This window comes from Minwuia thermotolerans (genome assembly GCF_002924445.1).
Classification (GTDB): domain Bacteria; phylum Pseudomonadota; class Alphaproteobacteria; order Minwuiales; family Minwuiaceae; genus Minwuia; species Minwuia thermotolerans.
In genome coordinates, this window is sequence record NZ_PIGG01000050.1 from 1 (window position 1) to 21695 (window position 21695).

23 protein-coding genes are annotated in these 21695 nt (G+C 67.8%); 12 read left to right on the forward strand and 11 right to left on the reverse strand.

The genetic code is table 11. The features are described from left to right. The 3 genes from CWC60_RS24310 to CWC60_RS15765 all read right to left on the reverse strand — a co-directional run. A partial coding sequence (locus tag CWC60_RS24310) for a FecR domain-containing protein (RefSeq protein ID WP_206419964.1) occupies window positions 1-1871 on the reverse strand: 1871 nt, incomplete at its 3' end. Window positions 1872-1913: 42 nt separating this feature from the next. Next, entirely contained in the window at window positions 1914-3311 is a 1398-nt protein-coding gene (locus CWC60_RS15760; RefSeq protein WP_164516581.1) for a TolC family protein, read from the reverse strand. Between the two features lie 237 nt (window positions 3312-3548). Continuing rightward, complete coding sequence (locus tag CWC60_RS15765; protein WP_109794897.1) at window positions 3549-3869, reverse strand: DUF1476 domain-containing protein; 321 nt, start codon at window positions 3867-3869, stop codon at window positions 3549-3551. A gap of 271 nt (window positions 3870-4140) precedes the next feature. Between CWC60_RS15765 and purC the strand changes: the two genes are divergently transcribed. The 7 genes from purC (at window position 4141) to CWC60_RS15800 (ending at window position 9965) form a co-directional block, all read left to right on the forward strand. Beyond that, a complete protein-coding gene (purC, locus tag CWC60_RS15770; protein ID WP_109794898.1) occupies window positions 4141-4902 on the forward strand; it encodes a phosphoribosylaminoimidazolesuccinocarboxamide synthase in 762 nt (253 codons plus the stop codon). Window positions 4903-4933: 31 nt separating this feature from the next. Continuing rightward, a complete protein-coding gene (gene purS / locus CWC60_RS15775) occupies window positions 4934-5176 on the forward strand; it encodes a phosphoribosylformylglycinamidine synthase subunit PurS (protein WP_109794899.1) in 243 nt (80 codons plus the stop codon). Between the two features lie 4 nt (window positions 5177-5180). Continuing rightward, entirely contained in the window at window positions 5181-5846 is a 666-nt protein-coding gene (gene purQ, locus CWC60_RS15780) for a phosphoribosylformylglycinamidine synthase subunit PurQ (protein WP_109794900.1), read from the forward strand. Beyond that, entirely contained in the window at window positions 5843-8047 is a 2205-nt protein-coding gene (purL, locus tag CWC60_RS15785; protein WP_109794901.1) for a phosphoribosylformylglycinamidine synthase subunit PurL, read from the forward strand. Before purQ ends, purL begins: the two co-directional genes overlap by 4 nt. 15 nt (window positions 8048-8062) lie before the next feature. Then, the gene (locus CWC60_RS15790; RefSeq protein WP_109794902.1) at window positions 8063-8296 is read left to right on the forward strand and encodes a BolA family protein; all 234 of its coding nucleotides are present in this window, start codon (window positions 8063-8065) and stop codon (window positions 8294-8296) included. A 28-nt stretch (window positions 8297-8324) separates the two neighbouring features. Beyond that, window positions 8325-8663, forward strand: a complete 339-nt coding sequence (gene grxD / locus CWC60_RS15795; protein WP_109794903.1) for a Grx4 family monothiol glutaredoxin — start codon at window positions 8325-8327, stop codon at window positions 8661-8663. A 372-nt stretch (window positions 8664-9035) separates the two neighbouring features. After that, window positions 9036-9965 carry a bifunctional helix-turn-helix transcriptional regulator/GNAT family N-acetyltransferase gene (locus tag CWC60_RS15800; protein WP_109794921.1) on the forward strand — a complete coding sequence of 310 codons (930 nt, stop codon included), beginning with the start codon at window positions 9036-9038 and terminating at the stop codon, window positions 9963-9965. A 10-nt stretch (window positions 9966-9975) separates the two neighbouring features. Here the strand turns inward: CWC60_RS15800 and CWC60_RS15805 are convergent, their stop codons facing one another. From CWC60_RS15805 to CWC60_RS15815, 3 genes are all read right to left on the reverse strand, one after another. Continuing rightward, window positions 9976-10785 carry an FkbM family methyltransferase gene (locus CWC60_RS15805; protein WP_109794904.1) on the reverse strand — a complete coding sequence of 270 codons (810 nt, stop codon included), beginning with the start codon at window positions 10783-10785 and terminating at the stop codon, window positions 9976-9978. Between the two features lie 25 nt (window positions 10786-10810). Then, window positions 10811-11146 (reverse strand): hypothetical protein, encoded by a 336-nt coding sequence (locus CWC60_RS15810; RefSeq protein ID WP_109794905.1) that lies wholly within the window; start codon window positions 11144-11146, stop codon window positions 10811-10813. A gap of 87 nt (window positions 11147-11233) precedes the next feature. Continuing rightward, a complete protein-coding gene (locus tag CWC60_RS15815) occupies window positions 11234-12037 on the reverse strand; it encodes a helix-turn-helix domain-containing protein (protein WP_109794906.1) in 804 nt (267 codons plus the stop codon). 136 nt (window positions 12038-12173) lie between these two features. Here CWC60_RS15815 and CWC60_RS15820 point away from each other — a divergent pair, with 136 nt between their 5' ends. The 3 genes from CWC60_RS15820 (at window position 12174) to CWC60_RS15830 (ending at window position 13922) form a co-directional block, all read left to right on the forward strand. Then, entirely contained in the window at window positions 12174-12575 is a 402-nt protein-coding gene (locus tag CWC60_RS15820) for a hypothetical protein (RefSeq protein ID WP_109794907.1), read from the forward strand. Window positions 12576-12598: 23 nt separating this feature from the next. Next, window positions 12599-12805, forward strand: coding sequence for a DUF1330 domain-containing protein (locus CWC60_RS23930; protein WP_206419965.1), 207 nt, complete (start codon window positions 12599-12601; stop codon window positions 12803-12805). Between the two features lie 271 nt (window positions 12806-13076). After that, window positions 13077-13922 carry an enoyl-CoA hydratase/isomerase family protein gene (locus CWC60_RS15830; protein WP_164516582.1) on the forward strand — a complete coding sequence of 282 codons (846 nt, stop codon included), beginning with the start codon at window positions 13077-13079 and terminating at the stop codon, window positions 13920-13922. Window positions 13923-13946: 24 nt separating this feature from the next. On the opposite strand, the gene CWC60_RS15835 is transcribed toward CWC60_RS15830, so the two are convergent. Together CWC60_RS15835 and CWC60_RS15840 are read right to left on the reverse strand one after the other, a co-directional pair. After that, window positions 13947-14933, reverse strand: coding sequence for an NADPH:quinone oxidoreductase family protein (locus CWC60_RS15835; RefSeq protein WP_109794909.1), 987 nt, complete (start codon window positions 14931-14933; stop codon window positions 13947-13949). Window positions 14934-15107: 174 nt separating this feature from the next. Next, window positions 15108-16022: an SDR family NAD(P)-dependent oxidoreductase gene (locus CWC60_RS15840; RefSeq protein ID WP_109794910.1), complete on the reverse strand. Its 915-nt coding sequence runs from the start codon at window positions 16020-16022 to the stop codon at window positions 15108-15110. Window positions 16023-16130: 108 nt separating this feature from the next. Between CWC60_RS15840 and CWC60_RS15845 the strand changes: the two genes are divergently transcribed. Next, complete coding sequence (locus tag CWC60_RS15845) at window positions 16131-17132, forward strand: phosphotransferase family protein (protein WP_164516583.1); 1002 nt, start codon at window positions 16131-16133, stop codon at window positions 17130-17132. A 401-nt stretch (window positions 17133-17533) separates the two neighbouring features. Next, on the forward strand, window positions 17534-18802 hold the full coding sequence (locus CWC60_RS15850; RefSeq protein WP_164516584.1) for an MFS transporter: 1269 nt from the start codon (window positions 17534-17536) through the stop codon (window positions 18800-18802). 41 nt (window positions 18803-18843) lie between these two features. On the opposite strand, the gene CWC60_RS23320 is transcribed toward CWC60_RS15850, so the two are convergent. The 3 genes from CWC60_RS23320 to CWC60_RS15860 all read right to left on the reverse strand — a co-directional run bounded on the left by CWC60_RS23320 (window position 18844) and on the right by CWC60_RS15860 (window position 21585). Continuing rightward, complete coding sequence (locus CWC60_RS23320) at window positions 18844-19473, reverse strand: hypothetical protein (protein WP_125182804.1); 630 nt, start codon at window positions 19471-19473, stop codon at window positions 18844-18846. Between the two features lie 7 nt (window positions 19474-19480). After that, window positions 19481-19702, reverse strand: a complete 222-nt coding sequence (locus tag CWC60_RS24420; protein WP_109794913.1) for a DUF2188 domain-containing protein — start codon at window positions 19700-19702, stop codon at window positions 19481-19483. Window positions 19703-19962: 260 nt separating this feature from the next. Further along, window positions 19963-21585, reverse strand: coding sequence for an acyl-CoA synthetase (locus CWC60_RS15860; RefSeq protein ID WP_109794914.1), 1623 nt, complete (start codon window positions 21583-21585; stop codon window positions 19963-19965). Window positions 21586-21695: the final 110 nt, after the last annotated feature.

Genomic DNA, 21695 nt, shown 5'->3' on the forward strand with positions numbered 1-21695 from the left:
CCGCCGTTCAGCGTGTCCGCGCCCGTGCCGCCGTCGAGCGAATCGTTGCCCTCGCCGCCGTTGAGCTGGTCGTTGCCGACGCCGCCGCTCAGCGTGTCGTTGCCGCCGAGGCCGTTGAGGACGTCGTTGCCGCCGCCGCCGACGATGTTGTTGGCCGACGCGTTGCCGTTCAGCGTGTCATTGCCGGCGGTCGGGCCCGACGGCGGCGGCGGGGCCACGATGTCTTCGTTGCCGTCGTCGCCGCCGCCGCCATCGTCTTCAGCACCGGCGCCGGATCCACCGCCGCTACCGCCGCCACCACCGGTGCCCCCGCCGCCGCCCGAAGGCGGCGCAGTCGATTCCACCAGGCTGTCGAAGCTATCACCCCCACCGCCGCCGGTTGCGCCGCCGGTGCCCGATGTCCCGCCCGTGGTCGAGCCCGATGTCGTGCCGAAGGACGTGCTGCCGCCGCCGCCCGTCGTGCCGCCGGAGGTGCCGCCGGAATCCCCGCCCGCATCACCGCCGTCGCCGGCCGTGTCACCGCCGCCATCGCCGGGACCGCCTTCGTCGCTTGCCGGCCCCTCGTCGGGAGCGGAAGCTTCCTCGCCGTCGGCTGAATCGCCCCCATCACCAGTCGCGTCGCCGCCTTCGGCCGGCCCTTCGACGCTGCCGTCCTCGGCGCCGAGGCCGCCTTCGCCGTCTCCACCGTCCGCGCCGTCCTCGCCGCCCGAATCGCCTTCGCCGCTTTCCTCGCTGCTGGCTTCTTCCTCGCCTTCGCCCTCTTCCTCGCTTTCGCCTTCCTCTTCGCCTTCGCCCTCTTCCTCGCCTTCGGCTTCCTCTTCGCCCTCGCCTTCGGCTTCCCCTTCGCCCTCGCCCTCGCCTTCGCCTTCGGCCGCGGCGCCGGCATCGTCGCCGCCGCCGTCGCGGCGGTCATCGCCGCCATCGTCGTCGTCGCGGCCGCCGCGCTCGACGCCGGGCGAGTTCGGCAGGCTGTTCAGCGCGTCGGAGAAGCGGTCCTCGACCTCCTCGCGGCTGAGGATCCGGGGCGGGTTCGGGGCCTCGAACTGGCTGGAGGCGCTGGTCTGCTCGAAAGCCTGGCTGAGCAGCACGCCGCCGGCCTGGTTGGAGACGAAGACCGAACCGGTCTGGCCCTGGTCGTCGGGCAGGTTGACGACCTCGGACTCCTCGCCCTCCTGTGCGCCGCGGCCGGTAACGTAGGTGCCGCGGATACCGATGGTGAGCACCGGCGTCTTGACGGTGAGCGCGTCGTCGCCCGTCTTGGCCACGGCGCCGGAGACGAAGGAGAACGAGCCCTGAAGCACGTTGACGACGGCGTTGCCGGTGTTGGCCGCCGGGTCGTAGACGAAGTCGTCGAGGACCATCCGGGCGTCCTCGCCGACGGAGAAGGTCGTGTCGTCGACGAAGCGCAGGCCGACCGAGCCCTGGCCGCCGGTTTCGATGACGTCGTCCTGGTAGACCGGATCGCCCGGCGAGAGCTGCACGCGGCTGCCGTCGGCGCGGGTCGCGAAGACCACGCCCTCCAGGGATTCGACAACGCCGATCGGCTCGCCGAGGTCGCCGCCGGCCTGGGCCAGGCCATCGGCGGCGGGGCCGGCGAGGATGGAAGCGAGATGGCCGGTGATCTGGGCGCCGCCCAGGGTGTAGAGGTCCGGCGGCGTCTCGGAAGCGAAGAAATTGACGACGAGAACCTTCTCGCCGTTCTGGCCGACGAGAATCAGATCCGGCCCCTGACGGACGAAGTCCGCCGTGAGCAGGAACGCGCCCTTGTCGATGACCAGGCTCGCCTTGCCCGACGCATCGAAGACAGCCGCAAAGTCCTGCTGTCCCGCAAACCCGTCGGAAAGACGCGGCGGCAACTGGTCTCTGGTCATGTACCAAGCTCTCCTAACAGAGCCCGGCGCGCGTCGGTGGCTTTACTGGGCCGGCTGGTATCCGCCCCCTTCGGAGGGGGTGAAACCGCACTGCGCGACGACTGCCGAGTTATCGACCGGCGTGGACTGCGCAACGGCGCGCGTATCCAGACGGCCCAGGGTATTCAACACTCGGAACGCTGCTACTTGAGAGTCGAAGAATGCGTTAACGAAGTTGATGCATGCGCTGAATAGCTCGTTTTCGGCGTCGAGAACATTGATGGCCGTCTCTTTTCCGGCTTCCCGCAGCTCAATTCGGGACTGGAAGACCTCACCGGCAATATTCATCGCGTTACGCAAGAGTTCGGCGCGCTCTTTTGCAACTTCCATTTCATGCCAGGAGAGTTCCATGAGTTCGGTGGTCTTGCGGCTGACGTCGCGGCCGCTCTGGATCGCTTCCTTGTAACGGGCGTTGGCCTCGGCGCTGTTGGCCGGGGTCAGAAAGCCGTCGAACAGCTGCCAGGTGAGTTCCAGCTTGACGGCGTAATCGTGGCGCACGTCCTCGACGCCGGCGAAGTTGTTCTCGATGTTGGCGCTGCCCACCACGTCGACGCTGGGATAGTAGGTGGACTGGGCCCGGTCGATCTCGTGCATCGCCGAATCGGCCTGGGCCGAGGCGATCTTGATCACCGGGTTCTCGGCCTGCAGCTTCTCGGCCGCCGCCTCCTTGGATTCGGGCAGCATCGAGGGCGGCACCTGCATCGGCACCATGCTCTCCAGGGTCGGGGGGTGACCGAAGACCTGAATATAGGTGGAGATCGAATCCTTCAGCGCACCCTCGAAGGCGATGCTCTGCTCCTTGGCGATCTGCAGGCGCGACTTGGCCAGCAGCACGTCGACGCTGATGCCGGAGCCGCGGGTGACGCGCTCGTCCTCCAGCTCGAGCTGCTCGCGGATGGCGCGCTCGTTGCCGGCGTTGAGCCTGACCAACTCACGGTTGCGCAGGACGTTGAGATAGGCGGTCACGCCTTCCAGGATCACGTTCTGGCGCACGGCCGCCAGGGTGTTCTCCGAGGCCCGCTTCAGCGCCTTGGCGCTGGCCGTTCCGGCGAATCGGGAAAAGCCGCTGAACAGGTTCTGGCGCACCTCGACCGTCGCGTTGGTGGCGAAGAACTGCTGATTCTCCAGACCCAGCGCGCGCGTGGCGAGCGAATCGGTATGCTCGTAGCCTGCGCCGGCGGTGATGCTGGCCTGGGGCAGGAAGCCCGACTTCTCGCGCCGGATGTTCTGGTGGGAGGCATCAAGGGCGCGTCGCGCGGCCTGGATCTGCGGGTGATCCTCCACCAGCGCCTCGACTTCCTCGGCAAGGTTTTCGGCCTGCGCGCCCGCGGCCGCCATACCCATGATGCATGCGACGGTCGCGGCGATCGCGATTCCCGCCCTGCTGGCGCCGATCTTCATGTCTCGCACCCCGTTTTCGCCCGGACAGATGCGCCAGCCGGCCCCCACCGGCACGCGCATTCCGCCAAATCGCATGCAACATACTTTAGGTCACACGCATTCCACAAGCGATGACCGGACCGCCGAGGGCATCCCCGGCAGGGTGTAGCAATTCCACCACAACGCGGCTCTATTCAGACACTTAGCGATCGCACACGCCTCGGTGGAACAGCCCCGGCGGGCGCCGCTTCGGCGGCGTCATTCGCTGGCGATCTGCGCCCGCGCCTTCTGCAGGAAGTCGGCCATGTGGCTGCGCAGGCGATGCTCGGAGATGTCGAGCCCCTGCTCCTGGATATCGGCCCAGCACTTGCGGAACACGTCCTCGTCGCCGGTCTCCTCGAAATCGGCGGCGATCACCTGCTTGGCGTAGGCGTCCGCCTCGGCGCCGGAGAGGCCCATCTGCTCGGCGATCCACAGGCCCAGCAGCTTGTTGCGCCGCGCCTGCGCCCTGAATTCCTTCTCGCCGTCCAGAGCGAACTTGGATTCCGCAGCCTTCTTGCGATCGTCGAATCCTGCCATGTGACCCCCGGTGGTGATGCGGCTGAACGGTGGCGGACACGGCGTGCGCCGCCAACTCGATGACCCGTTTCATTTATCGCGCGACCGTCCGGCGTTCAATGTCTACATCCCGCCGGCGGGCCTGCTCACGACAAATTGCGCGCGCGGCGCACGCCGGGGGCGCGCGCATTGTCTTCCCATGCGGCTTTATGTATGTTCCGCGCTTCCTCGGGCGCGGACACGCCCGGGATCCTTTCGCGCCGCACCGGCGCAAGCTCGAGAGACCCAGCACATGGCCCGCCGCAGACAGCTATACGAGGGCAAGGCGAAGATCATCTTCGAAGGCCCCGAACCGGGAACCGTGGTCCAGTACTTCAAGGACGACGCCACCGCGTTCAACAACCAGAAGAAGGGCACGATCACCGGCAAGGGCGTTCTCAACAACCGCATCAGCGAATATCTGATGACGCGCCTGGGCCAGATCGGCGTGCCGACCCATTTCATCCGGCGTCTCAACATGCGCGAGCAGCTGGTGCGCCAGGCCGAGATCATCCCTCTGGAAGTGATCGTGCGCAATCTCGCCGCCGGCTCCTTCGCGCAGCGCTTCAAGATGGAGGAAGGCACGCCGCTGCCGCGCTCCATCATCGAGTTCTGCTACAAGAACGACGATCTGGGCGACCCGATGGTGGCGGAAGAGCACATCACCGCCTTCGGCTGGGCCAGCCCGCCGGAGATCGACGACATCGTCCAGCAGACCATCCGCATCAACGACTTCCTGACCGGGCTGTTCCTGGGCATCGGCATCAGGCTGGTGGACTTCAAGATCGAGTTCGGCCGCGTCTGGGACAACGACGTGATGCGCATCATCCTGGCTGACGAGATCAGCCCCGACAGCTGCCGGCTGTGGGACGCCGACACCAACGAGAAGATGGACAAGGACCGCTTCCGCCGCGACATGGGGGAGGTGGAAGAGGCCTATCAGGAGGTGGCGCGTCGGCTGGGCGTGATGCCGGAGAACCCGTCCGACTTCAAGGGCCCCAAGCTGGTCCACTGACCGACCCAAGACCCGGAGCGACAACGACGACATGCAGGCCCGTATCTTCGTGACCCTCAAGAACGGCGTGCTCGATCCCCAGGGCAAGGCGGTGGCGACCGCCCTGCACAGCCTGGGCTACGAGGGCGTCGGCGCCGTCCGCCAGGGCAAGATGTTCGAGATCGACATTGCCGCCGCCGACCGCGAGAGCGCGCGCGCCGAGCTGGGCGAGATGTGCGAGCGGCTGCTCGCCAACACGGTCATCGAGAATTACGAGATCGAGATTGTCGACTGACGTCATGAAGGCCGCCGTCATCGTCTTTCCGGGCTCCAACTGCGACCGTGACGTTCAGGTCGCGCTGCGCCAGTCCATGGGCGCCGAACCGGACATGGTCTGGCACGGCGATCACAGCCTCGGCCGCTACGATCTGGTGGTCCTGCCCGGCGGGTTCTCCTATGGCGACTACCTGCGCTGCGGCGCGATCAGCGCCCACAGCCCGATCATGAAGGAAGTGGTGCGCCACGCGGAACGCGGCGGCGCGGTGCTGGCCATCTGCAACGGCTTCCAGATCGCCTGCGAGTCGCACCTGCTGCCCGGCGCGCTGATGCACAACGCTTCCGGCCGCTTCGTCTGCCGCCCCGTCCGCATGCGGGTGGAGACGGCCGACACGCCCTTCACCGCCCGCTACGACACGGCCCGGCCGATCGAGATCCCGGTGGCCCATCACGACGGCAACTACTTCGCCGACGAGGCGACGCTGGACCGGCTGGAGGGCGAGGGCCGCGTGGTCTTCCGCTATGACGGCGACAATCCCAACGGCTCGCTGCGCGACATCGCCGGCATCGTCTCGGAGAACCGCCGCGTGCTGGGACTGATGCCGCATCCCGAACGCGCCGCCGACCCGGCGCTGGGGGGCACGGACGGGCGCGCCATGTTCGAATCCCTGGTCGAGGCGCTGTCATGACCGGAATCGAGATCACGCCGGAGATCGTCGCCGAACATGGCCTGACCCCGGAGGAATACGAGCGCGTCGTCGCCGCGCTGGGACGCACGCCCAACATCACCGAGTTGGGCATCTTCTCGGTGATGTGGTCGGAACACTGCAGCTACAAGTCCTCCAAGGTCTGGCTGAAGACCCTGCCCACCGAGGCGCCCTGGGTGATCTGCGGGCCCGGCGAGAACGCCGGCATCATCGATATCGGCGACGGCGACGCGGCGATCTTCAAGATGGAAAGCCACAACCACCCGAGCTTCATCGAACCCTATCAGGGCGCGGCGACCGGCGTGGGCGGCATCATGCGCGACGTCTTCACCATGGGCGCCCGGCCCGTCGCCAACATGAACGCGCTGCGCTTCGGCAGCCCTGACCATCCGAAGACCCGGCGGCTGTTGGCGGGCGTCGTCGCCGGCATCGGCGGCTACGGCAACTGCATGGGCGTGCCGACCGTCGGCGGGGAAGTCAACTTCCACCCGGCCTATGACGGCAACATCCTGGTCAACGCCATGTGCGTCGGCACCGCCCGGGCGGACCGCATCTTCTATTCGGCCGCCGCCGGCATCGGCAATCCGGTGGTCTATGTCGGCAGCCGCACCGGCCGCGACGGCATCCACGGCGCGACCATGGCCTCGGCCGAATTCGACGACGCCTCCGAGGAAAAGCGCCCAACCGTGCAGGTCGGCGACCCCTTCATGGAGAAGCTGCTGCTGGAGGCCTGTCTGGAGCTGATGGCGACCGACGCCATCGTCGCCATCCAGGACATGGGCGCGGCGGGACTGACCTGCTCCTCGGTCGAGATGGCCGACAAGGGCGGCGTCGGACTGGAGCTCGACCTGGACGCCGTGCCCCAGCGCGAGGCGGGCATGAACCCCTACGAGATCATGCTCTCCGAGAGTCAGGAGCGCATGCTGATGGTGCTCAAGCCCGGCCGCGAGGCCGAGGCCCGCGCCATCTTCGAGAAGTGGGGCGTCGAGTTCGCGGTCGTTGGCCATCTGACCGACACCGGCCGCTTCACCCTGAAGATGGGCGGCGAGACCGTGGGCGACATCCCGGTCCGCCCCCTGGTCGACGACGCGCCGTCCTACGAACGGCCCTGGACGCCGACCGCGCGGCCCCGGCCGCTGGACCCGGCCAGCGCCCCGCAGCCCAACAGCTACGAGGATGCGCTGCGCCGCCTGATGGGCTGTTTCGACGTCGCCAGCCGGCGCTGGATCTTCGAGCAGTACGATCACTCGGTCATGGCCGACACCGTCCAGAAGCCGGGCGGCGACGCGGCCGTGGTCCGCGTGCACGGCACGAAAAAGGCGCTGGCGATCTCCACCGACGTCACCCCGCGCTATTGCCTGGCCGATCCGGTCGAGGGCGGCCGGCAGGCGGTGGCCGAGACCTGGCGCAACATCACCGCCGTCGGCGCGACGCCGCTCGCCATCACCGACTGCCTCAATTTCGGCAACCCCGAGCGGCCCGAGATCATGGGCCAGCTGGCCGGCTGCATCGAAGGCATGGGCGAGGCCTGCCGGGCGCTTGACTATCCGGTGATCTCCGGCAACGTCTCGCTCTACAACGAGACCAACGGCAAGGGCATCCTTCCGACCCCGGCGATCGGTGGCGTCGGCCTGCTGGCCGATTCCTCGAAGATGGTCCGCATCGCCGTGACGGAAGCGGGCCTCACGCTGATCCTGATCGGGGATAGCGCCGGCCATCTGGGCCAGAGCCTCTATCTGCGCGAACTGCTGGGCCGGGAGGAAGGCCCGCCGCCGCCCGTCGACCTGACCGCGGAACGGCGCAATGGCGACATGGTGCGCCGGGCGATCCAGGACGGCCTCGTGGCGGCCTGCCACGACCTTTCCGATGGCGGCCTGGGCGTGGCCCTGGCGGAGATGTGCATCGCCGGCGGCGTCGGCGCGAGGGTGCGGCTGCAGAAAGGCGGCCCGGCGCCGCACGCGCTGTTGTTCGGCGAAGACCAGGCGCGCTATTGTATCGCCACGGCGCGGCCGGACGAGGTCCTGGCCCTGGCGAATGCGGCGGGGGCGCCCGCCACGGTGCTGGGGACGACCGGCGGCGGCGATTTGACTGTCGAGGGGCTGCTCACCATATCGGTCGCCGATTTGCGGGGCGCCCACGAGAAGACCCTGCCGGCGTTCATGTCCGGCGGCGTGGCTGCCTGAAGGGAGATTGTGGCGATGGCGATGGACGCGGGCGAGATCGAGACCCTGATCCGGGAAGCGCTGCCGGACGCGCAGGTGACGATCACCGACCTCGCGGGCGACGGCGATCACTACGCCGCGCACGTCGTTTCCTCGGCTTTCACGGGCAAGTCCCGCGTGCAGCAGCACCAGATGGTCTACAAGGCCCTGCGCGGCCGGATGGGCGGCGAACTGCACGCGCTGGCCCTGCAGACCTCGGCCCCGGCCTGACGGCCCGGCCGGAACCAGGAGTACACCAATGGACCAGACCACCCACGACCGCATCGACGAAGCCGTGAAATCCAGCGACGTCATGCTGTTCATGAAAGGCACCCCCGTCTTCCCGCAGTGCGGCTTCTCTGCGGCGACGGTTCAGATCCTGAGCTATTTCGGGGTCAAGTTCGGCTCCGTGAACGTCCTCGACGACATGGATATCCGCCAGGGCATCAAGGAATATTCCGACTGGCCCACGATCCCGCAGCTCTACGTCAAGGGCGAGTTCGTCGGCGGCTGCGACATCGTCCGCGAGATGGCCGAATCCGGCGAACTGGAAGAGATCTTCCGCCAGAACGGCATCGAAACCAACCAGGCGGCATAACCACCAGCGCCACATGGCGCGCGGGGGATGGCATGGCCGGCCCGCGCGCCTGCTGAGTCCGCCAGCCCGCCGTGTTCATGTGCTCCGGCCGGCGGACCTTCTGAGTCCGCCAGTCCGCCAGCCCGCCGTTCCCTCGAAGTCCATCGCAGGCCGGGCAGCGGCCATTCGTTACTGTCATGCCCGCCGCCGAGAGGCGCGCGGGCATCGAGCGACGGAAGGACGCGGGCGTTCGTATTCACCCGATCTCCGAGTAGCGCCTGCGGGCCATCGGGGATGACAAGGGACGCGACCGCCGCCCGCGCCCTGCGATGATTTAATTGACAAAAGCGGCTATCTGATGGCCAGATACCCGAAATGCTTCGGGAGGCCCTGATGACCCACGCCGACCCGGCCCGCGATGTCGAGGCCGTGCGCGATTTCACCCGCTACTACACACGCCGCCTGGGCGTGCTGAAGGAAGGCCTGCTGGACACCGATCTGCCCCTGCCCCAGGCGCGCCTGGTCTGGGAGCTGGCGCATCGGGAGGCTGCGACGGCGGCGGCGCTGGCCCGCGACCTGGCGCTCGACCCCGCCTATGTCAGCCGCCTGCTGAAGAGTCTCGAGCGGCGCGGCCTGGTGGCGAAACGCCGGTCGCAAAGCGACGGCCGCGCCAGGATCGTCGCCCTGACTCCCGCCGGCCGCGACGTGTTCGCCGAACTCGACGCCCGTTCGGCGCGCGAGGTGAACGATATGCTGGCGCCCCTCGCCCCCTCCGAACGGCGGGGACTGACGGCGGCGATGAGCCGGGTCCGCCGGCTGCTGGGCCCCGAGGCCGACGCTCCCGCCCCTTACGTGATCCGCAGCCACCGGCCGGGCGATGTCGGCTGGGCGATCTCCCGCCACGGCGAGATCTACGCGGACGAGTTCGGCTGGGACGGCACGTTCGAGGCGCTGGTGGCCGAGATCGGCGCCGCCTTCATCCGGGATTTCAAGCCGTCGCGGGAGCATTGCTGGATCGCCGAGCGCGACGGCGAGCGCGTGGGCTCGGTCTTCGTGGTCGAGAAGGACAGGGCGACGGCGCAGCTCCGCCTGCTGCTGGTGGATCCGTCGGCGCGCGGGCTTCGGCTGGGCGAACGGCTGGTGGACGAGGTCATCCGTTTCGCGCGCGCGAAGGGCTATACGAAGCTGACGCTGTGGACCAATGACTGCCTGCACGCCGCGCGGCGCATCTACCAGAAGGCGGGGTTCGTGCTGGTCGACGAGGCGCCGCATCACAGCTTCGGCGTCGACCTGGTGGGCCAGAACTGGGACCTCGAACTCTGAGACGCCGCCCTCAGGCGGGCACGAACCAGTCGTCGAACTGCGAGATGTGGTCGAGCACGCGCCGGTAGCCCTTCGATTGCAGCAGCTCGAGGACCTTCCGCCGCTTGGCCTCGTGGTGATTGTGCTCGACGGCGATGAAGCCGAAGCGCGTCGCCTCGAAATCGATCGCCGAGAGGATCTCGAACTCCGTGCCCTCGGTGTCGACCGACAGGAAATCGACGAAGGCCGGCACCCCCTCGCGCGCGAACAGCTTGTCGGTGCGGATCGTCGGCACGTCGATGGTCAGGGCGCTGCCCTTGCGGCGCTTCTTCGTGAAATCGGCGATGCCCGACATCTCGCCCGCGCTCTGCTTCAGGAAGGGGACGCTCTCTCCCGAACGGTCGAAGGCGGCCTCGGTGGCGAGCCGCGCCGCGCGGCTCTCGCGGATGGCGGCATGGAAGTCCGGGTTCGGCTCCACCAGCAGCCCCCGCCAGCCCAGCGCCGTCTCGAACAGGTAGCTGTTGGAGAAATCGACGCCGTTGCCGACGCCGATCTCGACGAAATAGCCATCGCGCTTCGCGCCGCAGAGGTGGATCTGCACCAGGTCCTGCAGCAGCTGCGCGCGGGAATCCTTCGCATGCGCCCGGTAGATTTCGGCGAAGGACCGGTCCTCGGCGGCCAGCAGCACCAGCACGCGGAAGTCCGGGGTCAGGCCATAGCGCAGCTTGCCGCCAAGCGCGGCGGCGTTGCGTCCGTCCATGCGCAGCGCGGTATCCAGCAGCCCCCGCCAGGGCCGCACGTTGAGCGCCAGATGCGCGATCCAGGTCGCCAGAAACCGCAAGGCCTTCCTCCCCCTCCGGGCCGGATCAGGCCGGTTCGTCCCAGACCCCGTCCGCGATGATCTTCAGCGCCACCCGGCCATTGATCCGGTCCATCGACCAGAACCCGCCGGAGCCCCAGACATCGGGCTCGGCCCGGGCGGCGATATGGCCATAGTCGGCCTTGGCGGTGATGACAAGGCAGAGCATCCGCTCGCCCTTCGACATGGGGAAGTCGTTCTTCGCCACGCGCTCGAGAACGCCGTTCGCCGCGATCCGCTCGCCGAAGGCGGTCCAGTTCTCGAATTCGTCCGGCGCGACACGGAAGAACCGCTCCACCGCGGGCGTCGCGGCGCAGGCTTCGGCGTAGAGCTCCTGGGACATGGCGGCCTCCGGCAGGCATCGATTCGGACGATGGCGCGAATCTGCCGCCCCGCCGCGCGTCTGTCATCCTCCCGCGCGCCGGGTCCCTCAGCCCGCCATGGCGCGCATGGCCGCGGCGGTCGCCGGATCGGCGGGGAAGAAGCTCTCGATCGCCAGCTCTTCCAGACTGATGTCGATGGGGGAGCCGAACACCGTGGTGGTGGAGATGAAGGACAGCACGCCGGCGTCCGTGCGGTATTCCAGCGGAATGGCGATGCCGCCGAAGCGGTCCTTCGCCGGCGGCCGCTGGATGCGCGCGCCCGGCGGCATGGGATAGCCCTTCAGTTCGTCCGCCAGCGCCGCCAGCGCCGGATCGGCCGAGGCGTCGATCTCGCGCGCCAGCCGCTGCAGCACGTGGGCGCGCCATTCGCCGTAGTTGACGATGCGGCCGGCCAGCCCGTCCGGGTGCAGCGACAGCCGGAGCACGTTGACCGGCGGCGTCAGCAGCTTCGGATCGCCGGCGCCCATCATCGCGCGCGCCGCGTCATTGGCCTCGATCAGGGTCCAGTGCCGGTCGATGGCGATGGCCGGGTAAGGCGCGTGGCCCGCCAGGATCAGCCGCACCGCCGACAGCGCCGGGGTCAGGGCGGGATCGTCCAGATCGCGCTGCCGGTAGACCGGCGCGAAGCCGGCGGCGGCCAGCAGGGCGTTGCGCTCCCTCAGCGGCACGTCGAGCTGTTCGGCCAGGCGCAGGACCATGTCGCGGCTGGGCGCGGAGCGGCCGGTCTCGAGGAAGCTCAGATGGCGCTGCGAGACGCCGGCCTCGGCGGCGAGCTCGAGCTGGCTGAGGCCGCGGCGCTGCCGCCACTGGCGCAGGATTCCGCCGGCGGGCGGATGTTCGGTGCTGGTCATGGCGGCCACAGTGCGGCGAAACGCGCGGCGTCACAATTACCTGGTGCGTAATCGACGCGGCCCCGGGGACGCGGCGATCCTGCAGCCACGTCGCCGGGGACGGTCCCGGCGGCCGAGCGGAAAAAGGGAGAGCCACATGTCATCCGCCGATCCTGCAACCATCCTCCGCGCCACCGTGCTCGCCGACGGCGTCACCTGCGCCGTCATGGGCGTCGCGCTCGCCGCCGGCGCCGGCTTCGTCGCCAGCCTGACGGGCCTGCCCGGCGGCCTGCTGTTCTGGGCCGGCCTCGCCCTGCTGCCCGTCGCGGCCTTCATGCTGCTGACCGCCCGGTCCGCCCGGCCTTCGCGCGCCGCCGCCTGGATCATCATCGCCGGCAACGAGGCCTGGGTGCTGGGTTCCGTCCTGCTCATGCTCGCCGGCTGGGTCGAGCCCAATGCCCTGGGCTACGCTTTCATTGCCGTGCAGGCCGCCGCCGTCGCCCTGCTCGCGACCATCGAGTTCCTGGCGCTCCGCCGGCTGTCCGCAGCCGCCGCCTGACGCCCATCGCAAGGAGAGAGATCATGACAGCCTATGCCATCGCCACGCTGCGCGACCTGAACTACGGCCCCGATATCGCCGGCTATATCCGGAAGATCGACGCCACCCTGGACGCATATGGCGGCCGCTTCCTGATCCACGGCGGCCGCACCGAGCCGCTGGAGGGCGACTGGCCGCACGACATCGTCGTGCTGCTGGAGTTCGCGGACATGGAGCGCGCCCGCGCCTGATACGACTCGCCGGGCTATCAGGCGATCCTGAAGCTGCGCACCGACAATGCAAAAGGCGACGTGGCGCTGGTCCAGGGCGTGCCCGAGGGCTACCGCGCCACCGACGTGCTGGAGCGCATCGGCCTCGCCGACGCGTAAGCAAGGCTCGCGCCCGGCCCGGTTGGAAAGCCGGCGGCGGCGGCCGTATAATGGCCGAAGCATCATCAGGCAGCACACCGGCTTCCGGCCTCCGCAACGGGCGGCGGCGCGGGCAGTGACGAGAGGAGCCTCCATGACCGAGCGCGCAGGACGCAGGACCTATGCGGACCAGGTCGACGAACGCGGGCCGCTGGACGAATGGCGGAAGGTCCGTCTCGAAATCGACCCGCCGGTCGCGACGATCACGCTGAACGACCCGGAGAGTCTCAACGCCTTCTCCATCCGGCTGACCGGCGAGCTGCGCAAGGCGCTGGCGGAGGCGGACGCCGACCGCCGCGTCCGCGCGATCGTGCTGACCGGCAGCGGCAAGGCGTTCACCGCCGGCGGCGACCTGCGGCAGATGGAGCAGGCCGAAACCGGGCCGATCGAGCTCTACGAGTTCATCCGGCGCGAGTTCGGCGGTGTGGTCCAGGCGATTGCGGCGACCGACAAGCCGGTCATCGCCGCGGTCAACGGCCATGCCATGGGCGTGGGCTTCTTCACGGCGCTGGCCTGCGACATGATCGTCGCCTCCGAGCGGGCGAAATTCGGCACCGCCTACATCCATCTCGGCCTGACGCCGCTCGGGGTCAGCCAGATCCTCGCGACGCTGGTCGGCTATCACAAGGCCTACGAGCTCTGCGCCCTGGGCGAGGTGCTTACGGCCTCGGAGGGGGCCGGGCTCGGCTTCGTCAACCGTGTGGTGGCCCCCGAATCGCTGATGGAGGAGGCCGGCGCGCTGGCGCGGCGTCTCGCCGACGGCCCGCCGCGGGCGCTCGGCTTCACCAAGATGCTGCTCAACCGCGCGATCCGCGGCGGTCTGGACGAACACCTCCAGATCGGCGAATCGATCCAGCCGCTCTGTCTGGACAGCGACGACCACCGCGAGGCCCTGGCCGCCTTCGCGGAGAAGCGCAAGCCCGTCTACAGGGGACGCTGACCGGCGTCGGCCGGGCGCCCGGTCTCAGTCCTCCCGGACGCGGATGATCAGCTTGCCCTGCGCCTTGCGGTCGCGCATGGCGCGGAGCGCGTCGACGCCGTCGTCCAGGCTCCAGACGCCGCCGACATGGGGCTTCAGCCTGCCTTCCCGCCACCAGCCGAACATCTTCGCCATGTTCTCGCGGCACTTCTCGGGGAAGCGCCGGGCGAAGCCCTGATAGGCGACGCCGACAAGTTCGATCTGCTTGATCAGGATGTGGTTGGCCGGCAGCTGCGCGATGTCGCCGGCGGCGAAGCCGATGACCAGCATGCGCCCGCCCCAGTTGATCGAGCGGATCGCCTGGTGGCTGAAATCGCCGCCGACGGAATCGAAGATCACGTCCGCGCCCTTGCCGTCGGTGGCGTCCTTGACCTGCTGGCGGAGCTCCGGGCCCTGCGAATAGTTGATCAGGACATCGGCGCCATGGGCCTTGCAGAGCGCCAGCTTCTCGTCGGAGCTGGCGGCGGCGATCACGCGCGCGCCCAGGGCCTTGCCGCCCTCGATCGCCGCGAGCCCGGTGCCGCCCGCCGCGCCCAGCACCAGCAGGGTCTCGCCCGCCTGCAGCCGGCCCCGGTCCACCAGCGCGTGGCGGATGGTGCCATAGATCACGGGGAAGCCGGCCGCCGTCTCCCAGTCCATCTCGTCGGGGATGGGGAAGACCCAGTCTGCCGGCGCGGGGACCTGTTCCGCGAAACAGCCGATCATGGGATGGGCGGCCACACGATCGCCGACCGACAGTCCCGTCACGCCCGCGCCCACTTTCGAGATCACGCCGGCGCATTCCATGCCCGGCGCGAAGGGCGGCTCGCCCCTGTATTGGTACTTGCCCTCCGCCATCAGCACGTCGGGGAAGTTCAGCGCCGCCGCATGGACGTCGATGATCACCTCGTCCGGCGCGGCTTCGGGCGCGGGCAGTTCGCCGACCTTCAGGTCGTCGACCGAGCCGACGGTCTCGCAGATGATGGCTTTCAATTCGACCTCCCCACATGGCGCGCGGGGGACCCTCGGGTCACCGCCCGAGGGGCGGGTGGCCAGGCCGGACCGCGCGCATTCTGTTTCTCACCGGGACCGAATTCCCCACCCTGCCCTCCCCCTTGGCCAGGGGGAGGGTGGCTCCGCGTCAGCGGGGCCGGGAGGGGATATGGCTCAGATCGGATCCCAGTCGAAATACTCCGCCGTGCCGTCGAGGTCGTAGAGCTCCTTCTTCAGCGACGGGTAGAACTGGCTGGCCAGCGCGTCGTGGCTCCAGCCGTCGGACTTGTGGATCGTCTTGATCGGCCGGGGCTGGCTGAACAGGTAGATCTCGTTGCCGCGCACGCCGAAGATGTTGGCGGTGACGTCCTTCGCCGCGTCGGAGCAGAGATAGCTCACCACCGGCGCGATATGCGCGGCGGTTGCGTTCTGCTTGAACTTGCGGAAGCTCTCGGCCATCTCCTCGGACGTGATCGGGATCGACTCGATCATCCGCGTCCAGGCGAAGGGCGCGATGCAGTTCGACCGCACGCCATAGCGCTGGCCCTCCATGGCGATGATCTTCGACATGCCGGCGATGCCCATCTTGGCGGCGCCGTAGTTCACCTGGCCGACGGAGCCGTGCAGGCCGGAGGTCGAGGTGAAGTGCACGAACGCGCCCGACCCCTGCGGCTTCATGTGATCGACCGCCGCGCGGCTGACCAGGTAGCAGCCGTTCAGGTGCACCTCGATGACCGCGCGCCAGTCGTCTTCCGACATCTTGTGGAACATGCGGTCGCGCAGGATGCCGGCGACGTTCACCACCGCGTCGATGCGGCCGAAGCTGTCGACGGCGCAGTCGACCATCGCCTTCGCGCCCTTCGCGTCGGAGACCGAATCGCCGTTGGCGACCGCTTCGCCGCCGGCGGCCTTGATCTCGGCCACGACCTGTTCGGCCGGGCTCTCCCCGGTCTGTTCGCCCTCGACGCCGCCGCCCAGATCGTTGACCACGACCTTCGCGCCGCCCTTCGCCATGTCCAGCGCCACCTCGCGGCCGATGCCGCGCCCCGCGCCGGTCACCAGCGCCACCTTGCCGTCCAGAATGCCCATTGATCTCTCCCCTTCCCCGGCCCGGCGCGCACGGCCGGGCAGACAGGGATGTTTCTACAACGCTATCATCGCCGGAGAAAAGCGGTTGCGAGCCCCCGGGGAGGTGGCATGAGCCAGGCGAACGACGAACTGCGGGACGAAGCGGCGCGCTTCGTCGCCGCCCACTGGGGCGCGGATCACGGGATCCGGGACTTCGGCCCCATGGCGGACGGCCATGCCGGCCTCAGCTTCGGCTTCACGGTGACGCGGGCCGGCGCGGACGTGGAGGGGGTGGTGCTGCGCCTGGCGCCGAAGGGCGTGCGCCGGTCGGGCAACACCGACGTCTACCGCCAGGCGCCGCTGCTGCGCGCGCTGGGCCGGGCCGGGGTCAAGGTCCCGCCGGTGCTGCACGCGCAAGCCAGCGAGGACTGGTTCGGCACGCCCTTCGTGATGACCAGGCTGCTGCCCGGGAAGACGCTGATCATCTGGCAGCCGGCGCCCGAGTTCGAGGGCTTCGTCGCCGAGGGCTGGCGGCAGGCGGCGCGGGAGCTGGCCACGATCCACCGCTTCGACTGGCGGGCCGAGCTGGCAGACTGGGAGAAGCCGCGCGACATGGCCGCCGAGATCGAGCGCTGGGCCGCGATCCTGGAGAAGACCGACGAGCCGGACTGGATCGAGCGCGGCCGCCGCGTCGCCGCCATCCTGCGCGAACGGCCCATGCCGCCCTCACCGCAGGGCCTGTTCCACGGCGACTATCAGCCCGGCAACGTGCTGTTCCATCAGGGCCGCATCGCGGCGATCCTGGACTGGGAGCTGGCCGGCATCGGCCCGCAGCTGCTCGACATCGGCTGGCTGATGATGATGGGCGACCCGGAGGCCTGGGACCCGGACTGGGGGGCGAAGAACGTGCCGCCGGTGGACGAGCTGGCCGCGATCTACCAGGACGCCATGGGCGAGCGCTTCGAGGCCATCGACTATTTCGAGGGGCTCGGCTGCTACATCTTCGGCGTCATCTCCTGCCTCAACGTGAAGCTGCACCGCACCGGCCGCCGCCCCGACCCCATGTGGGACGACATCGCCAGCTCGGTCGTCCACCTCTTCGGCCGCGGCGAGGAACTGCTCTCGCGGTAGGGCGTTTTCGAACCGGACAGACCAGCCGAGTTTGTCGCCCTTGGACTTGATCCAAGGGCCCAGTGAACCGAAGGACTGGGTCCTGGGGTCAAGCCCCAGGACGCCAAGGGATTCCCTGAGGCCCGCGCACCGGAGCCACTCCGCCATTCCCGACCCCCTCCCGGCGCTTCGCGCCGACCTCCCCCTGATCCCAGGGGGCAATGATCCGCAGACCGCCGGCGCGTTCTCCCTCCCCCTTCGGGAAGGGGGAGGGTCGGGGAGGGGGATCGCAATACCCGGAGAGGGATCGCGGCGCGCCGCGCAGGACGCGAGCATCGCATGCATGGGGCCATGAGCCGCGCGTGGTAGCGCGGGCGCGCCGGCTGCGGCAGGATGCGCCCGGTTCAGGGGAGGATCGCTTGATGACCGGGACGGTAAAGACCGACCGCGGCGACAACGGCTATGGCTGGGTGATGGTGGCCGTGGGCTTCGGCCTGGTCAGCCTCGCCTTCGGCGGCATCGGCTCGGTCGGCGTCTTCCTGAAGCCGCTGGAGGCCGAGTTCGGCTGGACCCGCGGCGAGGTCTCCCTGGGCTATACCTCGGTCGCCGTCGCGGCCGCCGCCTTCGGCATCTTCTGGGGCTGGCTGGCCGACCGCCGGGGCGGGCGCGGCATCGCGCTGTTCGGCGTCACCATGATGGGGGTGAGCTATTTCGGCCTGAGCTTCACCGGGGAACTCTGGTACTACTATCTGATGCACTTCGCCTTCGGGGCGCTGGGCAACGCCGCCGCCGGCACGCCGATCTTCGCCACCACCGGCTTCTGGTTCACCCGCAATCAGGGCCTCGCCATCGGCGTGATGGCCGCGGGCGGCGCCTTCGGCCAGGCGGTCTGTCCCTATGCCGCGCGGCTGCTGATCTCGGCCTATGACTGGCAGACGGCCTACGCCGTGCTCGGCGTCGCCTTCCTGGTGATCGGCCTGCCGCTGGCCATGCTGGTGCGCGACCCGCCGGCCCGGATCCAGAGCCGGGCCGACGCGAAGGCCGCGCGCCAGGGCGGCCCGGCGCTCAGCATCGAGGCGGCCGCCGCGACCAGCCTCGCGCCGCGCCAGGTCATGCCGTGGATCTGCGCCGCCGCCTTCTTCTGCTGCGTCTGCATGACCGTGCCCATCGTCCATGTCGTCGCCCTGGTTTCCGACCGCGGCGTCGACCCGGAGCTCGCCGCCTCCGTCCTTTCGGTGCTGATGATCGCCGGCATCTCCGGGCGCATCCTGGGCGGCAAGGTCGCCGACATCGTCGGCCCCGTGCCCGGCTGGATGATCATGTCGGGCGGACAGACGGCGCTGGTTCTCTTGTTCCCGGTCACCGAGGACCTGATCTGGACCTATGTCCTGGCCGCGGCCTTCGGCCTGTTCTACTCCGGCGACATGGCCTCGATCCTGGTGGCGGGGCGGATGCTGCTGCCGGCCCGCGTCGCGGCGCAATCGATGGGCTGGATCGTCTTCTTCGGCTGGCTCGGCATGGGCACCGGCGCCTGGGCCGGCGGGGCGATCTTCGACTATGCCGGCGACTATTTCTGGAGCTACGCCACCGCCGCCGGCGGCGGGGTGGTCAACCTGCTCATCCTGGGGCTGTTCTGGCTGCGGCTGGAGCGGGCCAGATCAGGCGGAGCGGGAGAGATGGCGCACGCGTGAGGGCGCGCGCAGTCTGTCAATGCAGAAAAATGTAGCGTGGTCTATTTACTCAACTCCTTCCATTTTTGCATATTTTCAATCAGTTCGGGAATAGTAATATTATCTATATCATCGTCTGTGAAATCTGACCCGCTGAGCTTGTCATAATTCCATTCATCAAATTCCAAGCATTTTCCGGTAATCGCATCAGCACCGGCTGGCACAGAGATGCCACAACCTCTCAGCCAATCCCGAACTCTTCTGACAGCCAAGCCGGGTTCATTTTCATGATGCAGAACATCACATCCACCAATATCTGAAATTGATTTTTGATATTGATATTTCTCTGATTCCAATATCAATATTTTCTTACTGTCACAGTCATATCCATAAAATTGCTTGCAGCCAAAATCCAACCCCAATTCAAAAGGCATATTCATTCGAGAGATTTCGCCAGCTGTTGTCGCGCGACAACGACTTAAGTCATGAATTGAAAATTTACAAGATTCTATCATGTGCAGAATTTTATCAAGCCTATGCTTTCCGGAATCTGAGTCCTCTGAGGCAATTCTTGGGACCATATCGCAATATACAAGACAGAATAAAATGTTTCGCAATATCAGTCGATAATCTTCATCGAATGGACAATTGAGAAAAACACTTCTATCAAAATCTGGATTGGCATTCTCCATTATATTGCTATTTGCTTTTGCTCCCCCCTTTGGAAACCGGTATATGCCTCACAATTCTTCCATCCTTACCATGAACAAAAATACCCGACCCCTGATTTCTGGCTATTGTTGTTGCTTTTGACAACGCTTCTGCATATGTATTACACGTATTCGAAGCCCTCAACGAGCCAGCTCTACGAACTATCCACTTCCCGCCGCTGGGAATTACATGCTGACCTTTTGATGCCATTTCCAACTCTCTCGGGATAGGTCGCGAACTGTTTCTAACATTCTAACCCCAAGCTCCCTAATCGAACATAGAAAATGAGTAACGCGGACCAGCCATGGCCCCGCGCTACGGCCGGGATGACACCAAGGGGGTGGGCGCCTGAACCTCAGACGTTGGGAGAAGGGCACGCGGGCCAGCCAGACCATCCCCATCCCGCGTGACTCAGTGCCGGGGCGCGCGGGCCGGCCCCGCCAACCCCCGCGCGCCTGAACCGTCTGCGTTTACTTCGTCATATCCCGAAGTTTGAATTTCTGGATCTTCCCCGTCGACGTTTTCGGAATCTCGCCGAAGACGACCTCGCGGGGGCACTTGTAGTGCGCCAGGCGCTCGCGGCAGAAGGCGACGATCTCGTCTGCCGTGGCCTGCTTGCCGGGTTTCAGCTCGATGAAGGCGACGGGGGTCTCGCCCCACTTCTCCGACGGCTTCGCGACCACGCCGCAGGCGGCGACCGCCGGGTGGCCGTAGAGCGTGTCCTCGACCTCGATGGAGGAGATGTTCTCGCCGCCGGAGATGATGATGTCCTTGGAGCGGTCCTTGAGCTCGATATAGCCGTCCGGGTGCCAGACGCCGAGATCGCCGGAGTGGAACCAGCCGCCCCGGAACGCCTCGGCAGACGCCTTCGGGTTCTTCAGGTAGCCGGCCATGACGATGTTGCCGCGCATGAAGACCTCGCCCATGGTCTCGCCGTCCCGCGGCACGGGCTGCATGGTCTCCGGGTCGGCGATCATCAGGTCCTCCTGCATCGCCGAGGTCACGCCCTGGCGCGCCTTCTTCTTCGCCTTGGCGTCGTCGTCGAGGCCGTCCCACTCGTCCTTCCAGGCGCAGACCACGCAGGGGCCGTAGGTCTCGGTCAGGCCGTAGACATGGGTGACCTGGAAGCCCTGGCGCGCCATCTCCGCCAGCACCGAGGCCGGCGGCGGCGCGGCGGCCGTCATCATGTGCACGGTCTGGTCGAAGGGCTGTTTCTGATCGTCGGTGGCGCCGGTGATCATCTGCATGACGATGGGCGCGCCGCAGAGATGCGTGGCGCCGTGGCGGGCGATGGCGTCATAGATCGTCGCCGCCTCGACGCGCCGCAGGCAGATGTTCACCCCGGCGATCGCGGCCACCGTCCAGGGGAAGCACCAGCCGTTGCAGTGGAACATGGGCAGCGTCCACAGATAGCGCGCGTGGTTGCCCATGCCCCAGGTGACGGCGTTGTTGATGGCGTTCAGATAGGCGCCGCGGTGGGTGTAGACGACGCCCTTCGGGTTGCCCGTGGTGCCGGAGGTGTAGTTGAGCGCGATCTTGTCCCACTCGTCGGCCGGCATCTGCCAGGCGAGGTCCGCATCGCCGGTGGCGATGAAGGCCTCGTAGTCGCTCTCGCCCAGCCGCTCGCCGCCCGGGCCCTGCGGGTCGTCGACATCGATGACGATCAGGTCCCGGTTCCCGACGCCGTCGAGGGCCTCCTTCACCATCGGCGCGAACTCGGTGTCGCAGATCAGCACGCGCGCCTCGCCGTGGTCGAGGATGAAACGGATCTCGCCGGCGCTGAGGCGGTAGTTCAGCGGGTTGAGCACGGCGCCGGTCATGGCGACGCCGAAATGCGCCTCGTACATCTCCGGGATGTTGGGGCAGATGATGGCGACGGTGTCGTCCTTCCCGATGCCGCGCTTCGACAGCGCCGAGGCGAGCTTCACGCAGCGTTCGTAGGTCTCGGCCCAGGTGCGGGTCAGGTCGCCGTGGACCACCGCCGGATGGTCCGGATAGACCGCCGCCGTCCGCCGGATCAGGCTCAGCGGCGAGAGCGTCTGGTAGTTGGCGGGCTGGGCGTCCAGGTCGCGGGCATAGGCGTCGGCACTCATCGGGGCGTCTCTCCGGCGGGTTTCGGTTCCTGATCTTCTCCCGCCAGATAAACACCAGAATCCCGCGGGCTTTCAAGCGCGGCGCGTCAGCAAGTCATTGTCCGGAGCGG